At 56.4% G+C, this 17,683-nt stretch carries 17 protein-coding genes; 12 read left to right on the top strand and 5 right to left on the bottom strand.

The features are described 5' to 3' along the window. Window positions 1-92: 92 nt before the first annotated feature. Window positions 93-377, top strand: a complete 285-nt coding sequence (locus P6287_RS00345; protein WP_061719305.1) for a type II toxin-antitoxin system ParD family antitoxin — start codon at window positions 93-95, stop codon at window positions 375-377. Window positions 378-387: 10 nt separating this feature from the next. Beyond that, window positions 388-633, top strand: a complete 246-nt coding sequence (locus P6287_RS00340) for a type II toxin-antitoxin system RelE/ParE family toxin (RefSeq protein WP_233501802.1) — start codon at window positions 388-390, stop codon at window positions 631-633. Window positions 634-701: 68 nt separating this feature from the next. Here P6287_RS00340 and glyS read toward each other — a convergent pair whose 3' ends face one another. The 4 genes from glyS to P6287_RS00320 form a co-directional block, all read right to left on the bottom strand. Next, window positions 702-2,771, bottom strand: coding sequence for a glycine--tRNA ligase subunit beta (glyS, locus tag P6287_RS00335; RefSeq protein WP_110867868.1), 2,070 nt, complete (start codon window positions 2,769-2,771; stop codon window positions 702-704). A 9-nt stretch (window positions 2,772-2,780) separates the two neighbouring features. Further along, the gene (glyQ, locus tag P6287_RS00330) at window positions 2,781-3,692 is read right to left on the bottom strand and encodes a glycine--tRNA ligase subunit alpha (protein WP_008105242.1); all 912 of its coding nucleotides are present in this window, start codon (window positions 3,690-3,692) and stop codon (window positions 2,781-2,783) included. 139 nt (window positions 3,693-3,831) lie between these two features. Further along, window positions 3,832-4,632, bottom strand: a complete 801-nt coding sequence (locus P6287_RS00325; protein WP_277974329.1) for a hypothetical protein — start codon at window positions 4,630-4,632, stop codon at window positions 3,832-3,834. Then, window positions 4,616-6,001 (bottom strand): AAA family ATPase, encoded by a 1,386-nt coding sequence (locus tag P6287_RS00320; RefSeq protein WP_277974955.1) that lies wholly within the window; start codon window positions 5,999-6,001, stop codon window positions 4,616-4,618. The genes P6287_RS00325 and P6287_RS00320 overlap by 17 nt, the downstream gene beginning before the upstream one ends. Before the next feature lie 379 nt (window positions 6,002-6,380). Here P6287_RS00320 and P6287_RS00315 point away from each other — a divergent pair, with 379 nt between their 5' ends. The 10 genes from P6287_RS00315 to P6287_RS00270 all read left to right on the top strand — a co-directional run bounded on the left by P6287_RS00315 (window position 6,381) and on the right by P6287_RS00270 (window position 16,701). Continuing rightward, window positions 6,381-6,773, top strand: coding sequence for a RidA family protein (locus P6287_RS00315; RefSeq protein ID WP_101763844.1), 393 nt, complete (start codon window positions 6,381-6,383; stop codon window positions 6,771-6,773). Beyond that, window positions 6,773-7,744 carry a D-2-hydroxyacid dehydrogenase gene (locus P6287_RS00310; RefSeq protein ID WP_277974328.1) on the top strand — a complete coding sequence of 324 codons (972 nt, stop codon included), beginning with the start codon at window positions 6,773-6,775 and terminating at the stop codon, window positions 7,742-7,744. The genes P6287_RS00315 and P6287_RS00310 overlap by 1 nt, the downstream gene beginning before the upstream one ends. 115 nt (window positions 7,745-7,859) lie before the next feature. Beyond that, complete coding sequence (locus tag P6287_RS00305) at window positions 7,860-8,756, top strand: transporter substrate-binding domain-containing protein (RefSeq protein WP_101763846.1); 897 nt, start codon at window positions 7,860-7,862, stop codon at window positions 8,754-8,756. Window positions 8,757-8,811: 55 nt separating this feature from the next. Next, window positions 8,812-10,341 carry an amino acid ABC transporter permease/ATP-binding protein gene (locus tag P6287_RS00300; RefSeq protein ID WP_110867864.1) on the top strand — a complete coding sequence of 510 codons (1,530 nt, stop codon included), beginning with the start codon at window positions 8,812-8,814 and terminating at the stop codon, window positions 10,339-10,341. Then, entirely contained in the window at window positions 10,325-11,368 is a 1,044-nt protein-coding gene (locus P6287_RS00295; protein ID WP_277974327.1) for an alpha-hydroxy acid oxidase, read from the top strand. The genes P6287_RS00300 and P6287_RS00295 overlap by 17 nt, the downstream gene beginning before the upstream one ends. Beyond that, window positions 11,368-12,291, top strand: coding sequence for an ABC transporter substrate-binding protein (locus P6287_RS00290; protein ID WP_222234998.1), 924 nt, complete (start codon window positions 11,368-11,370; stop codon window positions 12,289-12,291). The genes P6287_RS00295 and P6287_RS00290 overlap by 1 nt, the downstream gene beginning before the upstream one ends. After that, window positions 12,291-13,667: an amidohydrolase family protein gene (locus tag P6287_RS00285; protein WP_277974954.1), complete on the top strand. Its 1,377-nt coding sequence runs from the start codon at window positions 12,291-12,293 to the stop codon at window positions 13,665-13,667. The genes P6287_RS00290 and P6287_RS00285 overlap by 1 nt, the downstream gene beginning before the upstream one ends. Window positions 13,668-13,681: 14 nt before the next feature. Further along, the gene (locus P6287_RS00280) at window positions 13,682-14,443 is read left to right on the top strand and encodes a GntR family transcriptional regulator (protein ID WP_210081047.1); all 762 of its coding nucleotides are present in this window, start codon (window positions 13,682-13,684) and stop codon (window positions 14,441-14,443) included. A 32-nt stretch (window positions 14,444-14,475) separates the two neighbouring features. Next, window positions 14,476-15,591 carry a mandelate racemase/muconate lactonizing enzyme family protein gene (locus P6287_RS00275; RefSeq protein ID WP_101763852.1) on the top strand — a complete coding sequence of 372 codons (1,116 nt, stop codon included), beginning with the start codon at window positions 14,476-14,478 and terminating at the stop codon, window positions 15,589-15,591. Window positions 15,592-15,705: 114 nt separating this feature from the next. Next, window positions 15,706-16,701, top strand: coding sequence for an acyltransferase (locus P6287_RS00270; RefSeq protein WP_192414326.1), 996 nt, complete (start codon window positions 15,706-15,708; stop codon window positions 16,699-16,701). Here the strand turns inward: P6287_RS00270 and P6287_RS00265 are convergent. After that, the gene (locus P6287_RS00265) at window positions 16,686-17,618 is read right to left on the bottom strand and encodes a helix-turn-helix domain-containing protein (RefSeq protein WP_277974326.1); all 933 of its coding nucleotides are present in this window, start codon (window positions 17,616-17,618) and stop codon (window positions 16,686-16,688) included. The two genes, P6287_RS00270 and P6287_RS00265, sit on opposite strands and share 16 nt — an antisense overlap. Between the last annotated feature and the right edge of the window lie 65 nt (window positions 17,619-17,683).

The raw sequence follows: 17,683 nt of genomic DNA, 5'->3' as shown, positions 1-17,683 counted from the left end.
CAGTTCAGCCTGTAACTGCGCTGTAACGCGCATTCCCTGTTGCGCAAAAAAGTGCCAGAATGTAAGAAATACTCTTACACGGGATGACGATGATGGCACGTACCATGACGATCGATTTAGGCGATGAACTGCGCGAGTTTGTTGAATCTCTGGTTGAATCCGGCGACTACCGTACGCAAAGCGAAGTGGTGCGAGACTCGCTGCGCTTGCTGCGTGAGAAGCAGGCGGAATCAAAGCTGGAAAAGCTCAGAGAGTTGGTCAGAGAGGGCTTTGAAAGCGGCCCGGGAAAAGAGTGGGATCATGAAGATTTTCTAAGACGAGCAAAAGCCAGGGTAGGCATTTATGAAAAGGACCATCACGATAAAACCGGAAGCTGATGCAGATCTAATGAAGATCTGGATTTATGGCTACTGGAATTATGGAGAGCAGTTAGCTGATGACTATAGCGCCAGATTCGCTCAGCTCTTCGACAAACTCGCCATGTTTGATTTAGGTCGTAAACGACCGGATTTAGGTCAGCAGATCTATTCGCTGCCTTTCGAACAGCATATTGTGATCTACCGCGCTGAAGTGGATGAAATTTTCATCGGGCGTATCTTGCACCACTCGCAGGACGTTAGCGCCGAGTTTTGAAAACAAAAAAGGGACGATCTCTCGTCCCCTTTATTTTGTAGCATCGCCATTCATGGCGACCACGCCAATTACTGCAGCAGTGAAATATCCGCCACCTGCAGGAACAGCTGGCGCAGCTGTGCCAGCAGCGTCAGACGGTTAATACGCACCGCCTGATCGTCAGCGTTCACCATCACTTTATCGAAGAAGTTATCTACCGCTTCGCGCAGCTGCGCCAGTTCAACCAGCGCATCCTGATAGCGACCTTCTGCAAAGTACGGCTGCAGCTTGTCGCCCAGCGCGGTCACGAAGGTCGCCAGTTGGATCTCTTCGTTCTCTTTCAGCAGGGAAGCCTGCACGCTGTCGTTCAGGGTTTCGGTCGATTTCGCCAGGATGTTCGACACACGTTTGTTGGCAGCAGCCAGCGTGGCGGCCGCTTCCAGCGTACGGAAGTGCGAAACCGCCTTCATGCGCGCATCGAAATCAGCCGGACGGGTTGGACGACGCGCCAGCACCGCCTGAATGGTGTCAACGCTGTGGCCCTCTTCCTGATACCAGGTACGGAAACGGCCCAGCATAAAGTCGATCACTTCATCGACCACTTTGGCGTTGCTCAGCTTGCTGCCGTACAAACGCACCGCTTCTTCGGTCAGCGTTTGCAGATCGAGCGGCAGATTTTTCTCCACGATGATACGCAGCACGCCCAGCGCAGCACGGCGCAGTGCGAACGGATCTTTGTCGCCTTTCGGATGCTGACCGATACCGAAGATACCCGCGAGGGTGTCCATTTTGTCGGCAATCGCCACGGCGCAGGCCACAGGATTTGACGGCAGATCGTCACCGGCAAAGCGCGGCTGATACTGCTCATTCAGCGCCACCGCCACATCTTCCGCTTCGCCATCGTGGCGCGCGTAGTGCATGCCCATCACGCCCTGGGTGTCGGTGAACTCGAAGACCATGTTGGTCATCAGGTCACATTTCGACAGCAAGCCCGCGCGGGTAGCGTGGTTCACATCAGCGCCAATCTGCGCGGCAATCCAGCCAGCCAGCGCCTGAATGCGATCGGTTTTATCACGCAGCGTACCCAGCTCTTTCTGGAACAGTACGGTTTCCAGACGCGGCAGATTATCTTCCAGACGCTTTTTGCGGTCGGTGTTGAAGAAGAACTCGGCATCCGCCAGACGCGGGCGCACCACCTTCTCGTTACCGGCGATGATCTGCTGTGGATCTTTGGATTCGATGTTGGTGACGAAGATGAAATTCGGCAGCAGCTTGCCCGCCGCGTCGTACACCGGGAAGTACTTCTGGTCACCTTTCATGGTGTAAACCAGCGCTTCAGCTGGCACCGCGAGGAACTTCTCTTCGAATTTCGCCGTCAGCACCACCGGCCACTCCACCAGCGAGGTTACTTCTTCCAGCAGGCTTTCGCTCAAATCGGCGATGCCGCCAATTTTCTGCGCTGCCGCTTCCGCATCCGCCTTGATTTTGGCTTTACGCGCGGCGTAATCCGCCACCACTTTACCGCGCTCCAGCAGCAGCTGCGGATACTGATCGGCGTTGTCGATGGTGAATTCTGGCTCGCCCATAAAGCGATGACCGCGAATCACGCGATCGGACTCAATACCGAGAATCTTCGCGGGAATCAGCTCATCGCCGAGCAGCAGCGTAACGGTGTGCACCGGACGCACAAACTGCACGTCGCTCGCGCCCCAGCGCATCAGCTTAGGAATTGGCAGCTTGCTCAGCGCGGTAGCCACCATAGCGGGCAGCAGCGCCTGCGCGCTTTCGCCGGTGATGGCTGCGCGATGCACCAGCCATTCACCTTTATCCGTGCTCAGACGTTCAGCCTGCGCCACGGTGATGCCGTTACCACGCGCCCAACCTTCGGCCGCTTTGGTGGCGTTGCCATCGGCATCAAACGCGGCGGCGATAGCCGGGCCACGTTTTTCAACTTCGCGATCCGGCTGCGCGGCAGCCAGCTGGGCCACTTTCAGCGCCAGACGGCGCGGAGCAGCAAACCAGCTCACTTCGCCGTGCGCCAGACCGGCGCTATCAAGTTCAGCAGTGAAATGCGCAGCAAAGGCTTCCGCCAGACTGCGCAGCGCTTTCGGAGGCAACTCTTCGGTGCCAATTTCCACCAGGAAAGTTTTATCGGTCATGGCTGCCTCTTACTTGTTTTTATTGCACATCGGGAAGCCAAGCGCCTCACGGGACGCATAATAGGCTTCCGCCACGGCTTTCGTCAGGGTGCGGATACGCAGGATATAACGCTGGCGTTCGGTAACCGAAATCGCTTTGCGGGCATCCAGCAGGTTAAAGCTGTGCGCCGCTTTCAGAATGCGCTCGTAAGCCGGCAGCGGCAGCGGTTTTTCCAGCGCCAGCAGCTGCTGCGCTTCTTTCTCATACTGCTCGAAGCAGGTGAAAAGGAAGTCAACGTCAGCGTATTCAAAGTTATAGGTCGACTGCTCCACTTCGTTCTGATGGAACACTTCGCCGTAGGTGGTTTTACCGAACGGACCGTCGCTCCACACCAGATCGTAAACGCTGTCTACGCCCTGAATGTACATCGCCAGGCGCTCTAAGCCGTAGGTGATCTCGCCGGTTACTGGCTTACACTCGAGGCCGCCAACCTGCTGGAAGTAAGTGAACTGCGTCACTTCCATGCCGTTCAGCCACACTTCCCAACCGAGTCCCCACGCGCCCAGCGTTGGGTTTTCCCAGTTGTCTTCGACAAAGCGAATGTCGTGGATGGTGGGATCCATACCCAGCTCTTTCAGCGACCCAAGGTACAGCTCCTGAAGGTTGTCCGGGTTGGGCTTAATCACCACCTGGAACTGGTAATAGTGCTGTAAACGGTTCGGGTTTTCACCGTAACGTCCATCGGTTGGACGACGAGATGGCTGCACGTAAGCGGTCGCCATCGGCTCTGGGCCTAAGGCACGCAGACAGGTCATCGGGTGTGAGGTGCCGGCGCCCACTTCCATGTCCAACGGTTGGACAATGGTGCAGCCTTGACGCGCCCAGTAATCCTGCAAGGTCAGGATCAGGCCCTGAAAGGTCTTGGTATCAAACTTTTGCATGTTGAATTCGCACGCGATACGGATCGGTTAAAAAAAGAGTGCGCCAGTATACCCTTTGACCGCGGATTGTGCAGCCGGAAATCCGCGTTGGAACGCCGATGTAATCTATGAAATATGCACTAATTAAATATCGTCATTATCAGCCAACGTATTGCATCGAAGATAAATAACGCTCAGCTTGCTCCCCTAATAAAATCCTGCGTGTCGTAAAAAATGCTGGCCAACGGTTTGAAAACCATTGACTGACCAATGAATCCAATGCAGCAGGATTGTTTAAATTTCTGGCAACTTTTACTGCACGCTCACGTGCATAAACATACTGAACTCGCTGTGCGGTCAGTCTAGCGCAATTCAAATTGAACACTTTAATTGTATGTTCAACCAACTCTTGCACAGTGGCATGCATATTATATGTAATTTCAACACGCGCACAATTTTCCACGTTAGGCATCAATTCACCGTTGGCACGATTCAGAGAAAATAAACAAGGTGAGGCGACCATATCTAAAGGATTTAACACTCGTCCTTCAGGTGGAACATATACATTCGATTTTAATTTAAGATGGTTTTTATGTGCATCGCAACTCAAATTATCGGGTAAAGGATAATTTCTCTTTTCCTCTTCATCAATACGGCTTCCACCAGGGCACACAGCAAAAACATTGTTCCAATCAAGTGCCCAATTATGCCCATTAGCAGCGATCCCTTGTGATTTATCATGATAATGTTCAACTTGTTTATGATGTTCAGGTAGATTTTTTATCTCTGTTTCACAATAAGCACAAAGTCCACCTTGCTCATCAACCATTAATGCACGAACAGCCTTGTAATCATTACCACCATTTGATGAACGAAATCCGTTGTCCCAATCTGCAGTTGGGTTCTGTTGTGCATAAGCTGTTAAAGAATTAGGCGTGAGTGATTTATAAATCCTTTTCAAGAGAAATCTCCCATTTTCTATTTTCTATATAAAGGTCAGCTGCGGTCAAAGCTGGCTCTTCACCACCAAAATGTTTGTCTAATTGCATTCGAATTTCATTAACATCTGCGTCATCCCACTTATCATGATAGATTTTTTTAAGATATTTCATAAGAAGTTGAGAAACTGGATCGGATGCAGGCCTAGGATCAACACTGAAGATACTTTTCAGCAATCGGGATGATTCTGCACCTTGATTTCCATCTGGTGAAGCGAAAACTTTTCCGCCATCTAATATTCTCACGCATTCGCTTGGTACTGTAGTTAAAACCTGAGGGCTATGCGTTGTAACAATAAATTGAACTTCAGGGAAAGCCCGTTGTAGTGCTTGGATAACACGTTGCTGCCAACTTGGATGTAAGAACATATCTACTTCATCAATTAATACCACACCCGGTGTTTTAAGTGCTGCCTGCTCCCCTAAGCTAGGATTTAATTTAATACACCTAAAGGCGATGTCGGCAATCATCGAAACGACATTACGTAGGCCATCGCTCAATAATTCAAGTGGCATATATCCATTTTCATGATGATACATCACTAATTGCTGCCCTTGGCTTGCACGGTACTGCAAATCCTTCCAACCAGTAGCTTCAAACGTCAATTCATTTATTGAATCCTGGACAACTTTAATTGCAGAACTAAAGTTATCAAGACTACTTTCATCAACTTCATAACTCTCTAACTTTGATATTTGTAGCTCACGATAACTTCTAAAAACCCAGCCAAACCACTCTTCAAATTGCTTATAATTTGATGTTGCTGTTAAGCAATTTCTATAACCCCAAAACCTTGAGAAAACATCATTATTTAACGTTTTTATTGAAACCTCTGATGTATATCGACCTTGATACCATAAACGTCCCGTACCAAGATACAACACTATTGGTAATATATGAATATCATTACCTTTATTATTCCTTACATCTTTTTGAATTTTATCACTAAGGCTGATGAGACTCTTAGTTCCTTTATCACTTTGTGCTTTAGTATTTTTTTTAACGGAAACTCTTGCCGTTTTCCATGTGCGCACATTTTTTTCCATGAACCAATAACCAGATGATTCAATTTCTGCTGGAGTCATAGGCTCCATGTTTTCTTTTTCTTTGTTTAGGCGTACATCGTCAATTTGAATCGTTGCTGACTTTCCCCCCTGACTACCGAGATCAAAGCCTTTCACATATGGCCACAATGCAATTCTAACTGAATCAAGCACTGTAGTTTTTCCTGCGCCATTAGCAGCAACTAATACGGTTAGCTTTGAATGGAATGAAACTTCAAGTTCTTCAAAGCACCTAAAATTTGATAATTTCACATTTTTAATAATCATCACTGCCATTCCTCTTATCCAACTTCGAGCTTTTGTAGCAACCATCAAACAAACTGCCTAATCGCGAAATCTTAGCATGTAGCGTGTGAACAAACATTCCGTATGTGATTAACGATTTGATGTAAATCGACCTCTGTTTTTGTTGTTGAACACAATGAAACCTTAAGAATAAGAAAATCGTATACGATTCTATTCAAGCGAAGACTAGCGTAAAAAAACTAGGATTATTAGATTAAAATCAACATATTAAATATTATATCAGCTAATCCTATTACGTGATGAACATCACCATTTCGACCCAATGGTTAGAAATCACGCGTTGACACTCGTATAATCGTATACGAAATTGCGGTGAAACAGGTTTGCTTGAGATTTCACCATGAAGATTGCGTTGAGTTATCCCGGCATGAACGCCAGCGACCGCCCAATGGGGCCTGCGCCGCTCTCCGCCGCCGTGCTGCATGAACCGATGTTGTTCATTTCCGGCCAGGTGGCGATTGATCCCTACAGCGGCGAGATTATGGGCAACGACATCGCCAGCCAGACGCGTCAGGTGTTGAAAAACGTCGGCGATCTGCTGAGCGAAGCGAACATGACCTTCGACAACGTGGTCCGCGTCACTGTTTACCTGACCGATCTCAGCACGTTCAGCGCGATGAATGCCGCTTACAGTGAATTCTTCCGGTTCCCCTTCCCGGCGCGCGCCACCGTGGGCATTCAACTCAACCATCCTGACCTGCTGGTCGAGATGGAAGTGACGGCGATGCGCTGATGCATATTCATATCGAGAACGACGCCAGCGCACCGCGCGCACTCCATCTCTCTGTCGAGCAGCTGCAACTGCAGCTCGACGCGCATCCGCCGTTGCGCAGCCACTTCACGCTGAGCGAAAACAGCGATCCGGCGCAGACCGCCGACTTCCTCGCCCGCTGCGACATTCTGTGGAGCGGCCGTAAGCTGGCGCTCGATCAGTTCAGCACGCCGCGTCTGGGTTGGGTGCAGGTGATGTCCGCTGGCGTTGAGCAGTGGCTGGCGCACTGGCCGCAAGGCGTGACGCTCACCAATGCTTCTGGCGTACACGGCGATAAAGGTGCCGAGTTCATTTTGATGGCGGCGCTGATGTTCAACTTCGGCATTCCCGGTTTTCTGCAGGATCAGGCGCAGCGTGTGTGGCGTCCGACTTTTGGCGGCTGCGCACGCGGCAAAATTGTGCTGCAGCTGGGGGTTGGTGGCATTGGCGCCGCGGCGGCAACTCTGCTGACGGCGCAAGGCTATCGCGTGATTGGCGTGACGCGCAGCGGCCAGTGCGATGCCAACGTGGCGCGCTGCATCCGTATTGATGCGCTAGACGAGGTATTGCCGCAGGTGGATGTGGTGGTGTCGACGCTGCCGCTGACGCCACAAACCCGCAATCTGTTCGATCGCCGCCGTCTCGATCTGCTGCCCGCACGCGCTGGTATCGTGATTGTTGGCCGCGCCGATGTGTTTGATTACAGCGCGATGCGCGAAAAACTCAACGCAGGCGAACTGGCCGGCGCGGTGCTGGATGTCTATCCGCAAGAGCCGCTACCGGCCGACGACCCGCTGTGGCACACACCCGGCGTGGTGATGACACCGCACTGCAGCCTCGACGATCACAGCGCCTACCTCGCCGGTTGCCTTGACGTGTTTATCGATAACCTGGCGCGCTTCCGCCACGGACAACCGCTGCGTAATCAGGTTGATCCGGCACGAGGTTATTAACCCCCGATATTTCCGTAGGTCGCCATTCATGGCGACCACCTAAAAAAGCACCAAAGACGTTCATAAATCACAAGGTCATCGCTTTCTCATTCACCAGCATCAGGGGAACCTTATTATGAAATTTGCACGCACTGCTTTGTTAATATCTGGTCTCAGCGGCAGCTTACTGGCGGGCATCTCCAGCGCCCACGCAGCCAGCACCGATCCCATCACGCCTGCCGCCAGCGACTTCGCGGCGATGGCGCAGTGCAAAGCACTGCAAACCAAATATCCCTCGCTGAAAGGCAAAGATCTGGTCGTCGGCCTCGGCGGCTACACCAAAGGCTTTGAAGCGCCATCGGAAAAAGATCCCAGCATCATTGAAGGTCTCGATCCTTCCCTGTTCGAGCGCATCAGCAGCTGCCTCGGCGCGAAACACAGTTACCAAAGTGGCTCGTTCAACGTGCTGCTCACCTCGATCGCCAGCGGACGCGCGGATATCGGTCCGATGCTGTACGTCACCGAAGAACGCATGAAGCAGATCGCCTTCGTCGCCTCGATGCAGGTGCAGGATGGTTCGGTGCTGGCACAGGGCAACCCGAAGAAAATCAACAGCGTCGATGATCTGTGCGGCAAAACCGTCGCCGCAGCAGCGGGTTCGTACGAAGCCAACAAACTGGTGCCGGAACAAAGCGCTAAATGCAGCGCCGCCGGTAAGCCCGAAGTCAGCATGTTGATGGTGCAGAACACCGACAACAGCATTCAGGCGGTGAAAAGCGGTCGCGCGGACGTCTATCTGACCGAAGCCGGTTCCGCCGTTGCCATCGCCAAAGCGGACAAATCGCTGCAAAGCGGCTTCACCGTGGATCTGCCGATCATGGTGGGCTTCCCGATCGCCAAAGACAACGCCACGCTGCGCGCGGCGGTGCTGGACGCGATGAAGGTGATTCAGGCGAGCGGCGCACAGAAAAAACTGCTGGATTACTGGGGCCAGGGCAGCGCTGCCGAACGTCCAGTGGTTGCGCGTGGTTAATGCATAAACTCAGCCGCCTCGGTGACTTAACCGAGGCGTTGAGGAGGATAACGCCTTGGATGATTTTCTTAAGTACCTGACTTTCCCCTACTTGTGGGAAGGCGCTGTTATCGCCGTGCAGCTGCTGATTGGCGCGCTGGCGGGCGGCATTGTGATTGGCTTTTTCCTGGCGTTAGCCAGCAGCTCAAAGCACGGGTTTATTCGCGTGCCGGTGAAAATCTACATCTATACGCTGCGCGGCACGCCGGTGCTGCTGCAGCTGATTTTGCTGTACAACGTGCTGCCGGAATTTGGTCTGCGTTTGAGCCCGTTCACCAGCGCGCTTATCGCCCTGATGATCAACGAAACCGCCTTCTGCGCCGAAATCATTCGCGGCGGCATTATGGCGACCGATCGCGATCAAAGCATGGCGGCGCAGGCGTTCGGTTATTCGCGCAGCAAAGAGATGATTCACGTGGTGATCCCGCAGGCGCTGCGCGCCATTCTGCCCACCATGGGCAATGAAACCGTCGGGCTGCTGAAATCCACCTCGCTGGCTTCGGTGGTGGGCGTCAATGAGCTGACGATGCGCGGCCAGGCGATTGTGTCGCAAAACTTCCTGTTTATTCCGGTGCTGGTCGCGTCGGGCGGCATCTACCTGATTCTTTCCACGCTGCTGGCGGGCGGTCAGTGGTGGCTGGAGAAGTTCTACAACCTTGATGAACGTGCGCGACGGGCACGCGCGCGCCTGGCGAAACTGCCGCCGGAAGCAGACGTGATGCCGATGCAGCTACCAAAACGGCGCTGGGATACGCAAACCGCTGCGCCGGTGCTGGAAGTGAATCAGCTGTGCGTCGACTACGCCGGTAAAGCGGTACTGAAATCGCTGTCGTTAACCGTCCGTCGCGGCGAAGTGGTGGTGCTGCTTGGTCGCTCCGGTTCGGGCAAAAGTACGCTGCTGAAATCGATTCTGGCGCTGACGCCACGCAGCAGCGGCACCATTCAGACTGAAGGCCACTTCATGGGCAGCGACGAAAACGGTCGCGCGCTGGCGCAGCGACATCTGCCGGTGAACCGCGCTAAGTCGGGCATTGGCATCGTGTTCCAGCACTTCGCGTTGTTTGATCATCTTACCGCGCTGGAAAACGTGATGAGCATTCTGCTGCGCGTGCAGGGCGCACAGCCGGAAATCGCGCGCGGCAAAGCGATGCGCGCGTTGAAAATGGTAGGACTCGGTGATTTCGCCGCCTCGCTGCCGCACGAACTCTCTGGCGGACAGAAACAGCGCGTCGGCATTGCGCGCGCGCTGGCGGCAGAACCGCAAATCCTGCTGTTTGATGAACCGACTTCCGCGCTCGATCCCGAACTGGTGCGCGAAGTGAACCAAACCATGCGCAGTCTGGCGCAGACCGGCATCACCATGATCATCAGCACCCACGACATCGCGTTTGCGGCGGGCGTGGCCGATCGCGTGGTGTTCCTGCAGGACGGCGCGCTGATTGAAGAAGGCCCGCCGACGATTCTGCAAAATCCGCAAACGCCGGCGTTTGCCACCTTCCTTGAACATGAAAATGCTGCGGAGGCGCCACATGCCAACGCGCTTTGAACTCACGGCACGCGAGCGCCTCGGCGATGCGCTGTTCCGCTATATGCAGGGCCAACCGGCCGATGCGCTGGGTAATGAATCCGATGCCAATCAGCAGGCGCTACGCCGCTTTCGTCTGTTACCGCGCGTGCTGCAGGGCAATGAAAGCATCGACACGCAGATTTCCCTGCACCAGCAAAACTGGTCCGCGCCGATTGGCGTCGGCGCGTTTGCCGGTGACCGAATTTTTCACGAAGAAGGGGTGCTGCCGATTGCGCGCGCCTGCAAACGTCTGCAACTGCCGCTGGTGATCTCCGAAGAGAGCGTCACGCCGCTGGAGCAGATTGGTGCCGAATACGACCGCTGCTGGCTGCAACTGCGTGCGGCGGGCGATGTCGGCCGCATCAACGCTTTGATCGACCAGGCCGCGCAGGCCGGATTTAAAAATATCGTGCTCACGGTGCTGGCGCCGGTGCATCCGGTGGCCGGGTTACAGCCCGGCGGCTTCTCTATCGGCGACGCCCTGAAACAGCGCGGCTGGCACACCATCGGCGGCACGCAGCCGGGTGTTGCGCCGCTGCCCGCTTTCCCGGTGTGGCGCTGGCAGGAGATTGATGAGGTGGCAGCACACTGCGCCGATCGCCAGCTTCCACTGTGGCTGAAAGGCGTTCTGCATCATGACGATGCGGCGCAGGCCGCGCAGCACGGCGTCAGCGGAGTGATTGCCTCAAACATCGGCCTGCGCCAGAGCGCGCGCTGGGCTACGCCGGTCGATCAGCTGCCCGATTTGCAGGCGGTGACGCGATTGCCGCTGCTGCTGGATGGCGGCGTACGCTGCGGCAGCGATGCGGTGGTGGCGCGCTGTCTTGGCGCGTCGCTGTCGCTCAGCGTGCGCCCGATCATCAGTGCTTTAGTCGCCGGTGGCGAGAGCGCGGTGTTCGATCTGCTTTCCGGCTGGATCAATGAAGTTACGGCCATTAGTCATTGGTGCGGCGTCAGCGATATGGCGGCGCTGAACGGTAGCTTTATCACCGAGGAGCGCTACTGATGCAGACACTGATTTTCAACCAAGGCGATGCCAGCGAATCCCGCATCTATTACTGCGCGCACTATCTGGCGCACAGCCTCGGCCTGTTCGCCGCACAGCAGCTGCAGGTAATCTTCACCACCAGTGAATCAGGCGGGCATACGGTACAAGGCGGCCAGGTTCCCGCAGTGCTGAATCGCGACGCCGATCTCACGCTGGGCGGCCCGATGGTGGTGATGAAGCATTTTCAGCAGCACGGTGCAGAGTTGCAGTGTTTCTGCGCCTCGGTGGCGGCCAATCCGTGGTTTCTTGCGGCGGCGCAGGCGCAGCCCGATTTTCAGCTCAGCGATCTGCGCGGCAAACGTGTGCTGGATGTCGGTAATGTCGGCACCGCCACGCTGACGTTCCGCTGGCTGCTGGCGCGTCACGGTTTGCAGGATGACGTTGAGCTGATCGCTGGCAGCGGCGATCAGGCGCGGGATTTCACCGCCGTGGCCCAAGGTGCAGCCGATTATGCGCTGCACGCCATGCATATGCTGGCGCCCGCCATCGCCGCCGGACAACTCCACAACATCAGCAGCCTCGCCAGCGTGTGCGGCCACGTACCCTGGAGCGCCTACATCGCCCGCACCGATGTATTGCAGGAGAAAGCCACCGCTTTCGCCGCCTTCTCCCGCGCCATTGCCCAGGCGCTGACGTGGATCGCCAACCATGACGCCACTGCGCTGGCGCAACAGGTGCAGGCGTTTTACCCCGATTATCCGCGCGAGGCGCTGGTGCGCGGCCTCGCGGCCTATCAACAGGCCGGTGTCTTTGCGCCAGATTGCGTGATTCCGCGCGCTGAGTTTGCGCATTTCAGCCAGCTGTTAACTGCTATCGGCTGGCTCGACTCTTCACAGCCGGTGCCGTACGCGGCGCTGGTGACGCAGGCAGGAGCAGAATGATGAAACAGCTGATTATTAATGGTTTGGTGGTGACAGAAACCCGCGCTGAACTGGCCGATCTGCTGATCGAAAACGGCAAGATCAGTGGCGTGTTATCGCCTGGCGCCATCACGCACGGCGTTGACGAGGTGATCGATGCACGTGGCTTGATCATCGTGCCCGGCGCGATTGACGTGCATACCCATTTCACCGGCTCGCACGATTTTCCCGAACAGGAGCTGCGTGAAGGCACGCACGGCGCGGCGGCGCACGGCGTCACCACCATCGTCGAAATGCCGCATTCGCTGCCACCGGCGACATCGCTGGCTAACTTCAGCGCTAAGAAAAGCTGGCTGGCAGACAACTGCTCGGTGGATTACGCCCTGTGGGCTGGGTTAGACGGAGATAACGTGCATGAACTGGCGGCGCTGGATCAGGCCGGTGCGCTGGCCTTCAAAGCCTTCCTGTGCAGCGGCGCACCCAACGGCGACGCCACCGACGAGAAAGGTTTGCCGCGTCTCGACGATGACGGCCTGCTGCGCGCCATGCGCGAGTTGGCCACGTTCGACGGGCTGATTGGCGTGCACGCTGAGAATCACGAGATTTTGATCGGTGCCGGCAGCGAACAGCGCCGCGCCGGACGCAAAGATGCGCGCGCTCATGCGCTGGCGGGGCCGGAAATCGCCGAGATCGAAGCGGTGGGACGCGTGTTAGCGATTGCCGAAGATACCGGCGCGCGCTGCCATATCGTGCACGTCAGCTCGGCGCGCGCGGCGGAAACCATTGTCGCTGCCAAAACCCGCGTACGCGCCAGCTTCGAAACCTGTCCGCACTATTTACTGCTCGACGAAGACGATTTGGTGCGCATCGGCCCCAACGCGCGCTGCGGCCCACCGATCCGCCCGCGTCCGGTGGTGGATGCGCTGTGGCAGGTGCTGCTGCGCGGCGATATCGACATGATCGCCTCTGACCATTGTCCGTACACGCCCGCACAAAAACAGGCGGGTGAAGCCAGCATCTGGGAGGCGGGCATGGGCCTGACCGGCGTGGAAACCCTCAGCCCGATGTTCTTCAGCGCGGCCCATATTGAACGTGGCGTGGCGCTCAGCGAGTTTGCGCGCATGACCGCCAGCGGCCCGGCCAAAGCCTTCCAGCTGTGGGGCAAAAAAGGGGCGATTGCGCCCGGCTTCGACGCCGATTTGGTGTTCTACGACGCCAGCCAAAGCTGGACGGTGCGCGGCGCCAATTTTCAGGGACTCGGCAAGTGGAGCGCATTTGAAGGGATGCGCTGTCAGGGTAGAGTGGTGCGCACATTGATTCGTGGCGTCACGGTATTCCAGGATGACCAGATGCAGGTTGAACCCGGCTTCGGTCAATTCGTGACCCGTCAGGTTTAAACAGGACAAATAACATGGCAGGAAAATCCTCTACCGCTCGTCGTAAAAACAGCGCCCCGCTGGCGCAGGACGCGGCCACCGATAACAGCTGGAATAGCGCGCGTCCGCGCACGCTGGTCGATCACGCCGTGGATGCCATTCTCAGCGCCGCCTCGCGCGGCCTGATCCTGCCCGGCGATCGCATCGCAGAACCCGAACTGGTGGCGAAACTCGGCATGAGCCGCGTGCCGATCCGCGAAGCGCTGCGCATTCTGGAGAGCCAGGGCATTGTCACCAGCGAGCCGTATAAAGGTATCCGCCTGATGGAGATTTCGCATCAGCGGCTGGAGCAGATTATCGATGTGCGCATCCCGCTGGAGACGCTGGCCTGTCGCCGGGCAATTGAGGCCGGACGCAACAGCGCTGAGCAGCTTAATCAGCTCTATCAGGGCGTGGCGCAGATGCAGGCGATGATGCAAAGCGATAACGTTTACGGTTTTGCCTCCGCCGATACCGATTTCCACCGCACGCTGTGCAGCTTCGCGCACAACCCGGTGCTGAGCAATTTGTGGGAGTCGATTGCCCGTCAGCTGACGGTGATTTTCGGTCTCTCCACCATGGGCAAATCGATGAGCGACATCATTGAGGAGCATCAGCGGCTGATTAATGTCTTTGCCGATGGCGACATCGCCAAAATGACCGACGAGGTTGAGAACCACATCCGCATTCAGGCGCTGGACGTGGATTACGAAACCCTGATAACACAGCGCCGACAGCACCGTTCCGCTCTCGGCTAATTTCGGCTTGCCTTTACACCAGGGAAAACACCATGAAAATCATTAACGTTGAGGCGTTTTACCTGCGCCTGCCAGTGATTGAGCAGCGCACCGACAGCTCTCAGGATGCGCTGCTGATCAAAATCACCACCGATGCCGGCATCACCGGCTGGGGCGAAGTGGATGGCAGTCCGTATGTCACCAAAGCCATCATCGAAGCGCCCTATTCGCACACCATGGTCACCGGCCTGAAGTCGCTGTTAATCGGCGAAAACCCGCTGGAAACCGGCCGTTTATGGAAGAAGATGCACAAAGCCACACTCTATTACGGCCGCAGCGGCGCGGTACTACAGGCGATGGCCGGCATCGACATCGCCTTGTGGGACATCAAAGGTAAAGCACTCGGCAAGCCGATTGTTGAACTGCTGGGCGGCGCCATGCGCGACAAAATGCGCGTTTACTCCTCCAACATGTTCCAGTTCAGCGTGGAAGAGACGGTCGCGCGCGCGCAGCATGCGATGGATACCGGCCATAGCGGCGTGAAGTTTGGCTGGGAGCCGTTTGGCACTGACGAAGCGCTGGATCTGCGCTATCTCGACGCCCTGCGTAAAGCGATGGGCGACGATGTGGATCTGATGCTGGATGTCGGCCACGTGTGGGATGCCAAAACCACCATTCGCCGCAGCCAGCGCTATGAACACCTCAATCTGTTCTGGATTGAAGAGCCGCTGCATCCCGATAACTACGCGGGTTACGGCCAGGTTTCCGCCGCCTGCCAGCAGCATATCGCCGCCGGTGAGCAAGAGTGTTCGGTAACGGGTTTCCAGCGCCTGATAGATGAAGGCGGCATCGATATCGTGCAGATCGACCTGACGCGCACCGGCTTTACGCAGGCAATGGAGATCGCCAGCTACGCGCACAGCCGTGGACGCAAAGTGTGCAACCACAACTTCACCACCGACATTAATACCGCCGCCTCGCTGCATTTCCTGTGCGCGATTGAGAATGCGCTGGTGATGGAGTATTGCGTCGAGCCGGGCGAAATCAGCCGCTCGCTGGCGAAGAATCCGGTGCGCATCGCCGACGGTTATGCGTGGCTGCCGAGCGAGCCGGGCCTCGGCGTTGAACCCGACGAAGCGGTGATCGAGACGTTTTTGGTGCGTGATTAACCAGGTCGCCATTTATGGCGACCTGGTAACAGAGTGATCTGAATTACAACGCTAAAGGTTGTTGGCGCGCTGCTCACTGGCTACCCTTCTTCGCAGCCAATGCAAGAGGGTGCCATGCAGCAAAAAATTTACTGGATCGACAACTTACGTGCGGTTGCCTGCCTGATGGTGATCGTCATTCACACCACAACCTGGTACATCACCGGGCCGATGGCGGTGACAGGCCTGAGCTGGGATGTGGCGAACCTGCTTAACTCAGCGTCACGCGTCTGTGTGCCGCTGTTCTTTATGATTTCAGGCTATCTGTTTTTCGGCGAACGCAGCGCACAAGGGCGGCATCTGCTGCGCATCGTGCTGTGCCTGCTGTTCTACAGCGCGGTGGCGCTGGCCTATATCACCTGGCTGACGCCGATCAGCGAAGGTCGATCGCTGCTCAAACTGCTGCAAAGACCGGTGTTCTATCACCTGTGGTTCTTCTTCGCCATTATCGGTATTTACCTGTTATCCCCGCTGATTCAGGTGAAAAGCGTGGCACCGCGCTATGTCGCGATACTGGTGATCGTGCTGGCGGTGCTGGCGAATCCGAATACCGTGAGCCAATCGCTGGGGCCGTTCCACTGGCTACCGGTGAATCTGTATGTCAGCGGCGACAGCATTTACTACCTGCTGTATGCGCTACTCGGGCGCGCGATTGGCTGTATGGAGACCGACAAGCGCAGCATCAGCTGGCTGGCGGGATTAGGCTTTGTGGCCTGCGTGATTGGCATTGCGCTCGGCACCAAACAGATGCTGAAAATCAACGGCGCGTTCAACGATACCTGGTATCTCTACTGCGGGCCGCTGGTGTTTATTGCCGCCATCAGCCTGTTGATTCTGTTCAAAAACACCCTGAATCAGCGCGCGCTGCCGGGGCTCGCCACCCTCTCGCGCTATTCCCTGCCGATCTATGGTTTTCACGCGCTGTTTATCCACTTTCTGCGTACTCATCACTACGACGACATGTCGCGCCCGTGGCTCGATTTGCCGTGGGTGATGGGCACGACGCTGATCGGTAGCCTGCTGCTGGCGATGGGATTACAACGCGTGGATAAGCGTCATCTGGTGAGCTGATCGTCCCAGCGCTGGTGCGCGCGGCGCAGCTGGCGGGCCGAGGAGAATCCGGCGGCCAGCGCCGCTTTCTCCGCCGCTTCGCCCTGCTGCTGGCGTTGCCGCGCAATCACTAAGCGCAGCTGTTCGTGGTATTCGCGCACGCTGATGCCCAAATGCTGGCGGAACAGGCGCGTCAGATGACGCTCGCTGACGTGCGCCCGTTCGGCCAGCGCGGTAAGCGACCAATCATGTTCGGGATGGGCAATCATCACATCCTGCGCGCGATGAATCGCCGGATGCATGTGATTGCGATAGCGCAGCCACGGCGACAGTTGCGGATCGTCGCCAGAGCGGCGGAACCACACCACCATTTCGCGCGCCACTTTCAATGCCTGCGGCGCGCCGCACAGCCGATTGATGAGATGCAGCGCCAGATCGATGCCCGCAGTAATGCCCGCGCTGGTCCAGATGCCGCCATCTTCGACGAAAACCCGGTTATCTTTTACCAACGCCGCTGGCGCTGCCGCTTTCAGACGCGGTAACACATCATGATGCGTGGTGCATTGGATGCCATCCAGCAATCCCGCCTGCGCTGAGAGCAGTGCGCCGGAACAGATGCACACCAGCGTGATGCGCTGATCGGTAATCGCCGCCTGCTGCTGGCGCAGCCAGTTACGCGCTTTCGCGGCCGGTTCGGTGTCGAAACAGACGCGCGAATCGTGTACGCCCGGCACCACCAGCAGGCTGTTATCCGGCAGTTGTGCGGGCAAGGGCGCGATGTCGGCGAGGGTCATGCCGGTGGAGCACAGCACGCTCGGCTGCGGGCCGATGTAGTGCAGCATGAAGTAGCCGTCGGCCAGCTGCAGGGTTTCAGCGGGGCCAGTGAGATCCAGCGCCATCACGCCGGGAAGCACGAGGAAGAAGACGGACTGCGGCATGGTGAGCTCCGGTTGGGTTTGGTGTGTTTTTCCCCCCTCACCCCAACCCTCTCCCGTAAACGGGC

This window comes from Pantoea sp. X85 (assembly GCF_029623675.1).
GTDB lineage: Bacteria > Pseudomonadota > Gammaproteobacteria > Enterobacterales > Enterobacteriaceae > Pantoea > Pantoea leporis.
The sequence above is the reverse complement of the archived record's forward strand: the minus strand, read 5'-3'. Positions and strand labels throughout refer to the sequence as shown.

Coding starts and splice junctions, on each gene's coding strand:
- P6287_RS00345 (WP_061719305.1), top strand. CDS start 93: ATGGCACGTACCATGACGATCGATTTAGGCGATGAACTGCGCGAGTTT.
- P6287_RS00340 (WP_233501802.1), top strand. CDS start 388: ATGAAGATCTGGATTTATGGCTACTGGAATTATGGAGAGCAGTTAGCT.
- glyS (WP_110867868.1), bottom strand. CDS start 2,771: ATGACCGATAAAACTTTCCTGGTGGAAATTGGCACCGAAGAGTTGCCT.
- glyQ (WP_008105242.1), bottom strand. CDS start 3,692: ATGCAAAAGTTTGATACCAAGACCTTTCAGGGCCTGATCCTGACCTTG.
- P6287_RS00320 (WP_277974955.1), bottom strand. CDS start 6,001: ATGATTATTAAAAATGTGAAATTATCAAATTTTAGGTGCTTTGAAGAA.
- P6287_RS00315 (WP_101763844.1), top strand. CDS start 6,381: ATGAAGATTGCGTTGAGTTATCCCGGCATGAACGCCAGCGACCGCCCA.
- P6287_RS00310 (WP_277974328.1), top strand. CDS start 6,773: ATGCATATTCATATCGAGAACGACGCCAGCGCACCGCGCGCACTCCAT.
- P6287_RS00305 (WP_101763846.1), top strand. CDS start 7,860: ATGAAATTTGCACGCACTGCTTTGTTAATATCTGGTCTCAGCGGCAGC.
- P6287_RS00295 (WP_277974327.1), top strand. CDS start 10,325: ATGCCAACGCGCTTTGAACTCACGGCACGCGAGCGCCTCGGCGATGCG.
- P6287_RS00290 (WP_222234998.1), top strand. CDS start 11,368: ATGCAGACACTGATTTTCAACCAAGGCGATGCCAGCGAATCCCGCATC.
- P6287_RS00285 (WP_277974954.1), top strand. CDS start 12,291: ATGAAACAGCTGATTATTAATGGTTTGGTGGTGACAGAAACCCGCGCT.
- P6287_RS00280 (WP_210081047.1), top strand. CDS start 13,682: ATGGCAGGAAAATCCTCTACCGCTCGTCGTAAAAACAGCGCCCCGCTG.
- P6287_RS00275 (WP_101763852.1), top strand. CDS start 14,476: ATGAAAATCATTAACGTTGAGGCGTTTTACCTGCGCCTGCCAGTGATT.
- P6287_RS00270 (WP_192414326.1), top strand. CDS start 15,706: ATGCAGCAAAAAATTTACTGGATCGACAACTTACGTGCGGTTGCCTGC.
- P6287_RS00265 (WP_277974326.1), bottom strand. CDS start 17,618: ATGCCGCAGTCCGTCTTCTTCCTCGTGCTTCCCGGCGTGATGGCGCTG.